At 62.8% G+C, this 13064-nt stretch carries 8 protein-coding genes; 6 read left to right on the forward strand and 2 right to left on the reverse strand.

Going from position 1 to position 13064, the window contains the following annotated elements; all coding sequences use genetic code 11:
• Positions 1–7: 7 nt before the first annotated feature.
• Complete coding sequence (locus tag ACOQOT_RS16440) at positions 8–1261, reverse strand: FAD-dependent monooxygenase (RefSeq protein ID WP_420560237.1); 1254 nt, start codon at positions 1259–1261, stop codon at positions 8–10.
• Between the two features lie 132 nt (positions 1262–1393).
• On the opposite strand from ACOQOT_RS16440, the gene ACOQOT_RS16445 reads away from it, so the two are divergent.
• Positions 1394–2755 carry an amidase gene (locus tag ACOQOT_RS16445; protein ID WP_420560238.1) on the forward strand — a complete coding sequence of 454 codons (1362 nt, stop codon included), beginning with the start codon at positions 1394–1396 and terminating at the stop codon, positions 2753–2755.
• A 66-nt stretch (positions 2756–2821) separates the two neighbouring features.
• Here ACOQOT_RS16445 and ACOQOT_RS16450 read toward each other — a convergent pair whose 3' ends face one another.
• Positions 2822–5065, reverse strand: a complete 2244-nt coding sequence (locus tag ACOQOT_RS16450) for a PQQ-dependent dehydrogenase, methanol/ethanol family (RefSeq protein ID WP_420560239.1) — start codon at positions 5063–5065, stop codon at positions 2822–2824.
• A 418-nt stretch (positions 5066–5483) separates the two neighbouring features.
• On the opposite strand from ACOQOT_RS16450, the gene ACOQOT_RS16455 reads away from it, so the two are divergent.
• The 5 genes from ACOQOT_RS16455 to ACOQOT_RS16475 all read left to right on the forward strand — a co-directional run bounded on the left by ACOQOT_RS16455 (position 5484) and on the right by ACOQOT_RS16475 (position 13042).
• Positions 5484–5822 (forward strand): P-II family nitrogen regulator, encoded by a 339-nt coding sequence (locus ACOQOT_RS16455; RefSeq protein ID WP_045442278.1) that lies wholly within the window; start codon positions 5484–5486, stop codon positions 5820–5822.
• A 10-nt stretch (positions 5823–5832) separates the two neighbouring features.
• Positions 5833–7188: an ammonium transporter gene (locus tag ACOQOT_RS16460; protein WP_420560240.1), complete on the forward strand. Its 1356-nt coding sequence runs from the start codon at positions 5833–5835 to the stop codon at positions 7186–7188.
• A 475-nt stretch (positions 7189–7663) separates the two neighbouring features.
• Positions 7664–8893 (forward strand): ammonium transporter, encoded by a 1230-nt coding sequence (locus ACOQOT_RS16465; protein WP_420560241.1) that lies wholly within the window; start codon positions 7664–7666, stop codon positions 8891–8893.
• A 322-nt stretch (positions 8894–9215) separates the two neighbouring features.
• Complete coding sequence (locus tag ACOQOT_RS16470) at positions 9216–10421, forward strand: aminotransferase class I/II-fold pyridoxal phosphate-dependent enzyme (protein WP_420560242.1); 1206 nt, start codon at positions 9216–9218, stop codon at positions 10419–10421.
• A 35-nt stretch (positions 10422–10456) separates the two neighbouring features.
• A complete protein-coding gene (locus ACOQOT_RS16475) occupies positions 10457–13042 on the forward strand; it encodes a DNA translocase FtsK 4TM domain-containing protein (protein WP_420560243.1) in 2586 nt (861 codons plus the stop codon).
• The last annotated feature ends 22 nt before the right edge of the window (positions 13043–13064 follow it).

Here is a 13064-nt window from a genome sequence, read left to right on the forward strand (position 1 = left end):
CGCCTTTTTAAACCGGCTCGCCCTTCAAGAGCTTCGGCACATCGCCGCTGCCGCCCGCCGCCTCGCGCATCAAAAAGCGCCGGGCCGGGCCGAGCTTGCCGACAAGCCCGAGACCCACATCGCGCAGGAGACGGAGCGGGCCCACATCGTTGGAGAAGAGCCGGTTGAGCCCGTCCGTAACAAGCGCGAGCGAGACCGCATCGAAGCGGCGCCAGCGCTGATAGCGCTCGAGCGCGGCGAGCGAGCCGATATCGAGCCCGACCCGTGCCGTCTCCGCCGCCACCTCGATAAGCGCGGCGGCATCTTTCAGACCCCAATTGAGCCCTTGGCCTGCCAGCGGATGCAGCACATGGGCGGCATCGCCGACAAGGGCAATGCGCTCGCTCACATAGTCATGGGCAAGCTGCAGCCCGAGCGGGTAGGACCAGCGCGGCCCGACCGGGCGGTGCGCGCCCAGATAATCGCCGAAGCGTTTTGCGCATTCACGCGCAAAGCCATCCTCATCCATGGCCATGATGGTTTTGGCAAGCGCCGTCTTCTCGCTCCAGACAAGCGAGGAACGGTTGCCTTGCATCGGCAAAATGGCGAAGGGACCTGAGGGCAGGAAATATTCCTGCGCCGTGCCGTCATGAGGCAGCTCATGTTCGACCGTCGTCACAATGCCCATTTGATCGTAGGACCAGCCGACGGTTTTCAGCCCCGCAAAGGCGCGCAGCCGCGAGGCGCGCCCATCGGCGGCAACGGCAAGGCGCGCGCGGATCACCCGGCCGCTGGCAAGGCGCACATCGACGCCGCCTGCATCGCGCGCAAAACTTTCCGCCCCATCGGGCGCGATCTGATGAAGCGTGTCCGGCGCGCGCTCCGCCGCCTTTTGCGCGGCGATGCGGATATGCCGGTTCTCGGCCATGGACATGAGAGGACCGGTATCATTGTCAGCCGCATCGAAATGCAAAAAGAACGGCGCAGCGCGCCCGCCCACTTTGCCATCCGTCACCATGATGTCGGTGACAGGCTGAAGCTGGCTTTCAAGATGCGGCAGCACGCCGAGCTGGCCGAACATGGCAAGGCTGGCAGGGGAGAGCGCGGAAACGCGCCCGTCGAATTCCGCCCGCGCCACGTCTTCAGGCGCCTGCGCATCGATCACCGCCACCTTGAACCCAGCCTGCGCGAAGCCGAGCGCCAGCGGCAGGCCGACAAGACCGCCGCCCACGACGGCGATATCGAACATCTCGGGATTTTTAGTGCTCTGCGCTGTGCTCATGGCTCCAAAATCACGCGATCGGGCGCCCATGTCCAGCAAAAGCGGGGCGGGCTTCCACCGCTGCAACCATTTGCCGCTCTCGCGCTTGCCATGGGCCGCCGATTGTAGGAGCGTTCGGAAGAAGAGGACCATATGAGCGGCACGTATCACGAAAAACCGGCGCGGGCGCTCGGCGCGGAAATCGAAAAAGGCGCGCTCGATCCGCGTGAGCTGACCGAGTATTTTCTGGCGCGGATCGAGGCCGATCCGTTTTCCCCGCGCATTTTTACGCACGTCCTGACGACACGCGCGCGGGCCGAGGCGGCGGCTGCCGCCGAGCGGGCAAAGCGCGGCCTGCGCCGCTCTCCCCTCGACGGGGTGCCCATCACTTATAAAGACCTTTTCGACACGAAAGGCTGCGAGACCACCGCCGGATCGAAGCTCCTCATCGGCAACATGCCCGCCCGCGACGCCGTCCTTGTCGAAAATCTCGCCCGCGCGGGCCTCGTCACATTGGCCAAGACCACCATGACGGAGCTCGCCTTTTCCGGCCTCGGCCTCAACCCACATTTCGGCACGCCGCCCAATCCTTTCGATGAAACATGCGAGCGCGCGCCGGGCGGTTCCTCGTCGGGGGCAGGCGTTGCGCTGGCCCGCGGGCTTTGCGCTGCGTCCATCGGCACGGATACGGGCGGCTCGGTGCGCATCCCGGCAAGCTGGAACGGGCTGACGGGCCTTAAGACCACCGCCGGGCGCATCTCATTGCAAGGCACGGTGCCGCTTTCCCCGAGCCTCGATACCGCAGGCCCGCTCACCAAAGATGTGAAAGACGCCGCGCTCATCTTCGCGCTCATGGCAGGCGTCAAAACGCCCGATCTTTCCCATCCGAGGAAACGCGATACCCATGTGCTCATCGCCCGCGGCATCGGCTTTGAGGATTTGAGCCCCGGCATCGGCGAGGCGGTGGAGCACGCGCTGCGTCTTTTTTCAAAACGCGGCATCCATATCAAGGAAGTCAAGCTGCCGGTGCTGGACGAGATGAACGCTCTGACCTGGCAGGCGCCGAACCTCCTTGCCGCCGAAGCCTATGCGCTTTGGGGAGAAGCGATCGAGAAAGCGCCGGAGAAAATGTTCGCGCCCGTGCTGAAACGCTTCCGCATGGGCAAGGGCCCGGACAGCGCCGCGCTCGGCGCCAAATGGAAGAGGCGCGAGGAACTCCGCCGCCTCTACCTGGAAGAAACGGCAGGCTATGACGCCGTGCTCCTGCCCACCGTCTCGCTCAGCCCGCCGCCCATAGACGGGCTGATGGAAGACGATGCCGCTTACGGCAAGGCGAATGTGAGCGCGCTGCGCAATACGACGCTCGGCAATCAGCTCGGCCTTTCCGCCATCACGCTGCCTGTGGGCAAAGACGCGCTCGGCCTTCCCGTGGGCCTCATGGCGATGCGCGCGCCGCAGGGCGAGGAGCGCCTCCTTCGCCTTGGCCGCTGCCTTGAAAGCGTGCTGCATCCTTGAAACCCCAAAAGAAAACGCCGCCGGAAAACCGGCGGCGTCTCCATTCGCTTTATAAGGATCAAGAGGTCAGTTGGCGGGCGCCAGCCTGTCCCGGTCCTCACGTGCGCGCTTGATGATGTAGCCATAGATGTCTTTGACATCGCGCTCGCTCAAAAGATCGCCGAAGCTTGCCATGCCGCGATCCTTCAGCATGCCGCCGCGCACGATCTCCATGAAGTTGTCCTTCACCGCCGGCGACATGCGCCGCAGATCGGGCACCACACCGGAGGAAATCGCAAGCGCGCCGTGGCAAAGCCCGCAATGGGCCATGAACTGGACTTCGCCGTTGCGCAGCTGTTCTTCCGTCAGCTCCACAGGCTCATGCGGCGGGATCGACTGATCCTTGATGGCGACTTCCGGCAGGTCGGCCTTGCCGCCGACTTTGAAGACGAGAAGACGGCCCTCGTTCTGATATTTGGCCGCCGCCGTCTGGCGCGCATCGCCCGAGGCAATACCGACGCCGCCATAGCCCGCCATGACCGCGATATATTGCTCGCCGTCCACCGCATAGGAAATCGGCGGGGCGATGATGCCGGTCTGGATATCGGCTTCCCAGACCTTCTCGCCCCGGTCTGCCGTATAAGCGACGAAGCGCCCATCAGCCGTGCCCTGGAAGACGAGATTGCCGGCAGTGGTCAGAACACCGCCGTTCAGCGGAGCAGGCAGATCGACCACCCAGCGCGCTTCCTGCTTCACCGGGTCCCAGGCTTTTAGATAACCGGCGGCCAGCGGGATCTCGCCCATGGCGTTGATCGCATCGACATAATCGCCCCAGTCGAGGCCCGGGTTCCACCAGTTCTCCTTCACCTCATATTCGCGCTCTTCGCGCCATTGCCGCTCCAGGGAATAGATGCCGGCGATTTCCTGCGTCGGGATATAGACGAGGCCCGTATTCGGGTTATAGGCCATCGGGTGCCAGTTATGCCCGCCATTGGCGGATGGCAGCACCACTTGCGTCGTCTTGTCGTAAGCCAGCGCCGGGTTTTCCACAGGACGGCCCGTTTCAAGGTCGACATGGCTCGCCCAGGTGACGGTGATGTAATTATCCGCCGAGATCAGCTTGCCCGTTTCCCGGTCGATCACATAGAAGAAGCCGTTCTTCGGCGCCTGCATCAGCACTTTGCGCGTTTCGCCGCCGATTTCCATGTCGGCCAGAATAATGTGCTGCGTGGCGGTATAATCCCAATTGTCGCCTGGCGTCGTCTGGTAATGCCATTTCAAGTCGCCCGTATCGGGATCGATGGCGAGGATCGAAGAAAGATAGAGATTGTCCCCGCCGCCCGGCGAGCGGATTTCGCGGGTCCAGGGCGAACCATTGCCGACGCCGACATAAAGCGTGTCGAGCTCGGGGTCATAGGCCATGGAATCCCAGACCGTGCCGCCGCCGCCGACTTCCCACCAGCGCCCGCCTTTCCAGGTATCGACCGCTTTTTCAAGCGCGGGCGATTCCAGCGGCTTGGAAGGATCGCCCGGCACCGTATAAAAGCGCCAGAGCTGCTCGCCGGTATCGGCATCATAAGCGCTGAAATATCCGCGTACGCCATATTCCGCGCCGCCATTGCCGATAATGACTTTGCCCTTCACCACGCGCGGCGCGCCGGTGATCGTGTAAGGCGCGCCCGGAATGGTGTTCTTTTCCCAGATGACGGAACCGTCCTTGGCATCGAGCGCGATAAGGCGCCCGTCGAAGCTTGCCGCGAAGATCTTACCCTCCCAGGCGGCAACGCCCCGGTTGACGATGTCGCAGCAACCATAGCGCGCCCACTCACCCGGTACTTCGGGATCATACGACCATAGCTCTTCGCCGGTCTTGGCATCGAGCGCATGGACGACGCCCCAATTGCCGGTCGTATAGATTACGCCGTCGATGACGAGCGGCGAGGCTTCGAGACCGCGCGTCGTGCCCGTTTCGAAAACCCAGGCCGGCGCCAGCTCATCGACATTTTTATCCGTGATCTGATCAAGCGGGGAGAAACGCTGTTCGCTATAGGTGCGCCCATGGGCAAGCCAGGAACCGGGCTCGCTGTCGGCATTTGCGATGCGCGCGCCGGTCACAGCAGCCGGACCCGTTTCTTCCTGCGCTGCCTGTTGCCCGCCAGCGTCTTCCGGCGCGGCCATCTCTTCTTCCGGCGCTGACGTCATTTGCGGCATCGGCGCTTCGCCCTCGCCGCCGCCCGGCACCCCGGCAAATTGCCAGACGATCACGCCTGCCAAAAACAGGCCCGCCGCCGCATTGACCGCGACAGGCCACATGGATTTCGTTTCGGACATTCCGCACCTCCCCAGGTGTTGGTTGTTCTTGTTCATTGGCTTGCGGGCAGGCGCGCCGCGCCCTGAAAGGCCCCCGCCTGCTTTTTGCCTAAGCTTACCTGATCGATTTCAAAGGAAAAGTGCGGACTCCGACTCCGCTTTACTGATTTTCTGCATATTTTTTGATCATTGGTAAGTTTATGCACAAATATTATGCATATTTGCGCTCTGCTCAGCGCCCCTTTTGCGGGCAATTCTTCAGATTCGTTTAACGGATTCAACGCTTTAGGGCGTCTTCCGGCAAACCGGCACGCTTCTTGGAAAATGAAACCCCATCAGCCGTCCGGCAGTTCCTTGCCAGCAGCTCCTTGAAAGAGCGATCTGGATGGGACCGCCGGATGGCCGCGAAAGGCCAAAAGGTCAAAAAGGGGAAGAGCAGATGAAACTAGTTATGGCAGTCATCAAGCCGTTCCGGCTCGACGCCGTCAGAGAAGCGCTCACCTCGCTCGGGATCGAAGGGTTGACCGTGAGCGAAGTGAAAGGTTTCGGCCGGCAGAAAGGCCAAACGGAAATCTACCGCGGCGCCGAATACGCCGTGAACTTTCTGCCCAAGCTGAAAGTGGAAGTCGTCGTGAAAGACGGCGACACCGACCGCGTGGTGGATGCCATCGCCGCGGCCGCGAAAACCGGGCAGATCGGCGACGGCAAGATCTTTGTCGGACCGGTCGAACAGGTCATGCGGATCCGTACCGGTGAAACTGACGCAGAAGCCCTGTAGGAGAATGGAAATGACACGAGTTAAGCAGACACTCACACTACTTGCCGGCGCGGGGCTTGCGTCCATGGCCCTCACCGGCGCGGCTTTTGCGCAGGAAGAGCCCTTCACGCAAACGCCCGAAGAAACCGCCTTTATCTTCAACACGATCCTGTTCCTTTTGGGCGGCATCCTCGTCATGTGGATGGCAGCCGGCTTTGCGATGCTGGAAGCAGGCATGGTGCGCACGAAAAACGTCGCCATGCAGTGCACGAAGAACATCTCGCTCTTCGCCATTGCCGGCATCATGTATTACCTCGTCGGCTATAACCTGATGTATGCAGGCGTCGACGGCGGCTGGATCGGTTCGCTGAGCCTGTGGAGCCCGGACGACAGCGCCGCGCTTGCAGAAGCAGGCGCCACCTTCGGCAATGGCGGCGGCTATGCGGCCTCCTCCGACTGGTTCTTCCAGATGGTGTTCGTTGCCACCGCAGCCTCGATCGTCTCCGGCACGCTCGCCGAGCGCATCAAGCTGTGGCCGTTCCTGATCTTCACGGTCATCCTGACGGGTTTCATCTACCCGATCCAGGGCGCCTGGCAGTGGGGCGGCGGCTGGCTCTCTGAAATGGGCTTCTCCGACTTCGCCGGTTCCACGATCGTGCACTCGGTCGGCGGCTGGGCCGCGCTTGTCGGCGCCATCATCCTCGGCGCACGTCACGGCAAATACGGCCCGAACGGCGAGATCAACCCGATGCCGGGTTCCTCCATGCCGCTTGCAACGCTCGGCACGTTCATCCTGTGGCTCGGCTGGTTCGGCTTCAACGGTGCTTCTCAGCTTGCCCTCGGCACGGCTGCGGACGCGGTTGCCGTCTCCAACATCTTCGCCAACACGACCATGGCAGCCGCCGGCGGCGTGGTTGCGGCGATGGTGCTCACCCAGCTCCTCTACACGAAGGTCGATCTGACCATGGCGCTGAACGGCGCGCTGGCCGGCCTCGTGTCGATCACGGCTGAACCTCTGACGCCGGGCATCGGCTGGTCGCTGATCATCGGCGGTCTGGGCGGCGCGCTGGTCGTGGTTGCGGTTCCGCTGCTCGACAAGCTGAAGATCGACGACGTCGTGGGCGCGATCCCGGTCCACCTTCTGGCCGGTATCTGGGGCACCATGGCTGTGCCGATCACCAATAGCGGCACCAGCTTCGCCGTCCAGGCGATCGGTGTGGCCTCGATCGGTGCCTTCGTCATCGTCGCCTCGCTCGCCTTCTGGCTGGCCCTGCGCTTCACGATCGGCCTGCGCTGCTCGGAAGAAGACGAGGTGCTCGGTCTCGACAAAGCCGAAATCGGGCTGGAAGCCTATCCCGAATTCGGCACCGGCTCGAAGGCTTACTAAGCCTCTCCTCCCAGCCCCTCCCGAAGGTCCCCCTCACGGGGACCTTCCTCGGGGTCGGACGGGGCCTTGTGCCACCACCATTGAAGGCCCCGTCCTCACTGGAGCCCGGACCCCAAAAGGTCCGGGCTCTTTTTATGGGCCCACCCTTTCGGCCCACCGCCGCGAAATCAGGCAGGTCCGCCGTGTTGCCCTTCATTTAGGCAGCACTCTTTGGGCAAATGACCGCCATTTAGGCAAGTCCGGCATTGCCCAAAACCCGTGCAGATGCCGCGCGGGCAGGCTAACATCCTCAAATCATTAACGATTAGCGGATTGCACAGGCCAGAGGGCCGGTTGGCACGGCCCTTGATTAAAAGAATGCTTAAGCCGGGCAGCGGGGGGACCTTCCACTGCCCGAAATTGGGGCTCGGAGAAAGCCTCCCACAAGGCAAACAAAGACCCGAGCTCTCCGTCAGGTGGCACACGGAGGCACATCATGGAAGCAACCCAGCAGGGTGCGGACGTTTTTTTCGTGCTTATGGGCGCGATCCTCGTTTTTGCGATGCATGCGGGGTTCGCGTTTCTGGAAGTCGGCACGGTCCGTCATAAGAACCAGGTCAACGCCCTGGTCAAAATCATCGTCGATTTCGCGATTTCGACGCTCGCCTATTTCTTCGTCGGTTATTCGGTCGCGTATGGGGTGGATTTCCTCGTTTCCGCCGCCGTGCTCGACGGTTCGGCGGAAGGGAGCCCCTTCGCCAAGCAGGGCTTCGATCTCGTCAAATTTTTCTTCCTGCTCACTTTCGCAGCCGCCATTCCGGCAATCATTTCCGGCGGCATTGCCGAGCGGGCGAAATTCTGGACCCAGGCCATGGCGACGGCCGTCATTGTCGGCCTCATCTATCCCTTCTATGAGGGCATCGTCTGGGGCGGCAATTTCGGCCTGCAGGACTGGCTAAGCGAAAGCTACGGCGCCGCCTTCAACGATTTCGCCGGCTCGATCGTCGTCCATGCCGTGGGCGGCTGGATCGCGCTCGGCGCGGTCATCCTGCTCGGCCAGCGCCGGGGCCGCTATACCTCGGACGGGCGCGTCGTCGGCGTGCCGCCTTCCTCGATCCCGTGGCTGGCGCTCGGCTCCTGGCTGCTCTGCGTGGGCTGGTTCGGCTTCAACGTCATGTCCGCTCAGTCGCTGGAAGGCGTCTCGGGCCTCGTCGCCATGAACTCGCTTCTGGCCATGGTGGGCGGCATTCTCGTCGCGCTGATCGTCGGCAAGAACGACCCGGGCTTCATCCATAACGGCGCGCTGGCGGGTCTCGTCGCGGTCTGCGCCGGCTCCAACGTGATGCATCCCATCGGCTCGCTCCTGGTCGGCGGCGCAGCCGGGGCGATCTTCGTTATCTTCTTCAACCTCTGTCAGAACCGCTGGCGCATCGACGATGTGCTGGGCGTCTGGCCGCTGCACGGGCTCTGCGGGCTCTGGGGCGGCATCGCCTGCGGCATCTTCGGCCAGGAAGCCCTTGGCGGGCTGGGCGGCGTTGCCTTCATGAGCCAGCTCATCGGCTCGCTGGCAGGCGCCGCTTACGCACTGGCAGGCGGCTTTGCGGTCTACGGGGCATTGAAACTGCTGCTCGGTATCCGCCTTTCGCCGGAAGAAGAAGCGCAAGGCGCCGACCTTTCGATCCACAAGATCGGCGCCAACCCGGAATCGGAAATGGCCCCGCGCTAAGCGGCCTATTCCGCCCACGGAGACAGAACGCCCGGCTCCCGGTCTTAGGATCGAGGCCGGGCGTTTTGCATACCGCCCGCCCGAAAAGCAGACAGCTCACCTGAAAAGTTAACGAAACGTTAATAAAAAACTTCACATTGTCTGGATAAAGTGCTGATTACGCACAGGTTTTTCCCCGGACGCGCCTGTTAAACAGGCTGGACGGATTCGCGCGCATCGGTTTAAGATCACCCCTTAAGTCATTGATGTTAACCTTATGCCGCCAGACTGACGGCGCATAAGGCATGTCCGGCAGCGTACCGGGCGGGAAAGCGGGGGAAAGATGGCTGACGCGCAGGACCGTTTTGCTGCATTGCCGGAAAGCCCGTTTCCGCGGCTGAACGATCTGTTGGCCGGCATAAAGCCCGGCGCCGAGCCTTTGATGATGTCGCTCGGTGAGCCGCAGCATCCTTTTCCCGATTTCGTTCGCGAGGAACTGCGCGCCCATGAAGCCGATTACGGACGCTATCCGCCGATCATCGGCACGGCAGGCTTCCGCGACGCGGTGGCAGGCTGGCTCGGGCGGCGCTTCGATCTGCCGGTCGGCGCGGTCGATCCCGATACGCAGATCCTGCCCGTCAACGGCACGCGCGAGGCGCTGTTCAATATCGCGCTCCTCGCAAGCCCGCCGGAAAAGGCCGGCAAGCAGCCCGCGATCCTGATCCCCAATCCTTTTTATCAGTGCTATGCCGCCGCCGCGCTTGCCGCGGGCGCCGAGCCCCGCTACATCGCCGCGCGCGCCGAAAACGGCTTCCTGCCCGATTTCGAAGGCCTGCCGGGCGATCTTCTGGCGCGCACGTCCATCGTCTATTTCTGCTCGCCCGCCAACCCGCAAGGGGCGGTGGCTGACAAGGACTATCTCAAACGCCTCATCACGCTCGCGCGCCATCACGGGTTTCTGCTGGTGATGGATGAATGCTATTCGGACATCTACGACAAGGTACCGCCTGCAGGCGCGCTTTCTGCCTGCCTTGAGCTGCCGGTGCCTGCAAGCGGGGATGCATTTGAAAACGTCATCGTCTTTCACTCGCTTTCCAAACGCTCCAGCCTGCCGGGCCTGCGCTCCGGGTTTTGCGCGGGCGACAAGAAGCTGATGATGCGCTTCCGCTCCTTCCGCAATATCGCCGCGCCGCAAAGCCCGCTGCCGGTTCTGGCGGCGGCGGCAGCAGCCTGGAACGACGATGCCCATGCCGCCGAGAACCGCGCGCTTTATCAAAAGAAGATCGATGCGGCTGAGCGCATTCTCGGCAACCGCTTCGGCTTTTACCGGCCCGCCGGCGGCTTCTTCCTCTGGCTCGATGTCGGCGACGGGGAAGCAGCAGCAAGGCAGATCTGGGAGAAGGGCGGCGTGAAAGTGCTGCCCGGCAAATATCTTTCCCGCGACGATGAAGCGGGCAATCCGGGCGAGGCCTATATCCGCGTGGCGCTCGTCCATCCGCAAGACACGACCGAAGACGGGCTGAAACGGCTCGCAAACGCGCTCGGCTAAAGCGCCGATCCGCACGCACGGCAAAGGACAAGGATATGGCGGTTCTCAAATCCCTGCGCAGCCCGCTCGCCCTGCTTCCCATGGGCACGCGCCTCTTCTTGCGCGACCGTATGCAGGAACTGTTCGGCCTGGCGCTTGCCGCAGGAAGCCTTTTCGCGCTCGCCGCTCTTGCAAGCTGGAACGGGAACGATCCGAGCCTCAACCGGGCAACGGGCGCCGAGCCTGCCAATTGGATGGGAATGGAAGGGGCGGTCCTCTCCGACATTCTCTATCAATCGCTCGGCCTTGCCGCCTTGCTCTTTGCCCTGCCGCCCATGCTCTGGGGCATCCGCTTTCTGCGTCATGATCCTGCCGCCATGCCTTGGGCCCGCGCGGGCGCCTGGCTCATTGCGGCGATCTTTGCCGCACTCGCCTTCAGTTTTCTGCCGAGCCCCGATATCTGGCCGCTGCCTTCGGGCCTTGGCGGCTTTATCGGCTCCAGCCTTGCCGCGCTTGGCATCGACTCGCTGAGCTGGGCGATCGGCGAGGAAATCGCCTCCGGCCTGTCGGGTCTGCTCGCAGGCCTTCTGGCGATCGCGCTTTTCGCTTTTGCCGCCGACATAAGAGGCGAGCATATCGAAGCGCTGCAGGAGCGCTGGCTCGATTGGCGCGATGCCCGCGCCGAGCGCAAAGCCGAGGTACAAATGAACCGCCCGGCCAAACGCGTGAAGGCCGCGCAAGAAAAAGGGGCCCGCAAAACGGGCCGCGTGCAAAGCCGCCCGGATGTCGAGCCCTCGCGCCTGCGCATTCTCTTCTATCAGGTCTCCGATCTTGCCTCCGGCACGGCGGACCGCTTGCTGCGCCGGGGCGATTATGCGCCGCTCAGCGAAGAGGAAAAAGACCGCGCCCGCGCCGGTCTCTTCGGCAAGCGCGGCGCTGAGGAAGAAATTTACGAGGAAGAAGATTACGCGGACGATTATGAGGACGGTTACGAAGACGATGAGGCGCTTTACGATGAAGCGCCCGCCGCGCGCCGCCGCGTAAAAGTCTCCCGCCCGCAAAACAAGGTCAAACCCTCCAAACGCGCGGCCCGCGAAGCCCAGCCGAAACTGAAATTCGTTGCCGAGGATTTCAACCTGCCTGCGCTCTCGCTGCTCACCGCGCCCAAGCGCCCGAGCGCCGATGAGGTCATGAGTGACGAGGCGCTGGAACAGAACGCGCGCATGCTTGAAGGCGTGCTCGACGATTTCGGCATTCGCGGCGAGATCATCAATGTGCGTCCCGGCCCCGTCGTCACGCTTTATGAACTGCGCCCGGCGCCCGGCATCAAATCATCGCGCATCATCGCGCTGGCCGACGACATTGCCCGTTCGATGAGCGCGGTCTCCGCCCGCGTCGCCGTCGTGCCGGGGCGCAACGTCATCGGCATCGAGCTGCCCAACACGAAACGCGAGACCGTCTTCCTGCGCGAGCTGCTTGCCACCGCCGATTATGAAAACAGCCGCGCCAAACTGCCTTTGACGCTGGGCAAGAATATCGGCGGCGAGCCCATTATCGCCGATCTGGCGCGCATGCCGCATCTTCTCATCGCCGGCACCACGGGCTCGGGTAAATCGGTCGGCATCAACGCCATGATCCTCTCGATCCTCTACCGCTTCTCGCCGGAGGATTGCAAACTCATCATGATCGACCCCAAGATGCTCGAGCTTTCCGTCTATGACGGCATTCCGCATCTTCTCGCCCCCGTCGTCACCGAGCCGAAAAAAGCCGTCGTCGCCCTGAAATGGGTGGTGAAGGAGATGGAAGACCGGTACCGGAAAATGTCGAAACTCGGTGTACGGAACATCGAAGGCTATAATGTGCGCGCCGCCGAGGCCCTCGAGAACGACGAGACGATCACCCGCACCGTGCAGACCGGCTTCGACAGGGAGACGGGCGAGGCGATTTACGAAGAAGAGGAAATGACCCTCGAACCGATGCCCTTCATCGTCGTCATCATCGACGAGATGGCGGACCTGATGATGGTCGCGGGCAAGGAAATCGAAGGGGCGGTGCAGCGCCTTGCGCAAATGGCGCGCGCGGCGGGCATTCACATGATCACCGCGACGCAGCGCCCCTCCGTCGATGTTATTACCGGCACGATCAAGGCGAACTTTCCGACCCGTATTTCCTTCCAGGTCACCTCGAAGATCGACAGCCGCACGATCCTGGGCGAGCAGGGCGCCGAACAATTGCTCGGCCAGGGCGACATGCTCTACATGGCCGGCGGCGGGCGCGTTTCGCGCGTGCACGGGCCTTTCGTTTCCGACGAGGAAGTGGAAAAGGTCGTCAAGTTCCTGAAGAAACAGGGCGTGCCGGAATATCTCGATGCCATTACCGCCGAAGAAGAAGGCGGGGAGGGCGATCCCTTCTCCCTCGATGGCGGCGGCTCGGGCGATGATCTTTACGATCAGGCCGTGGCGATCGTCGGCCGCGACAAGCGCGCCTCCACATCTTATATCCAGCGGCGTTTGCAAATCGGCTATAACCGCGCCGCCCGGCTGATCGAAAAAATGGAAGATGAAGGCGTCGTTTCCCCCGCCAACCATGCCGGCAAACGCGAAGTGCTGATCGGCGAACCGGGAGACGGCGTGCGCTATTGACCCGGCGCTGCTGCGGGCGAAG

Origin of the sequence: Tepidicaulis sp. (assembly GCF_965222285.1) — a bacterium.
In the GTDB taxonomy this organism is placed as follows: Bacteria; Pseudomonadota; Alphaproteobacteria; order Parvibaculales; family Parvibaculaceae; genus Tepidicaulis.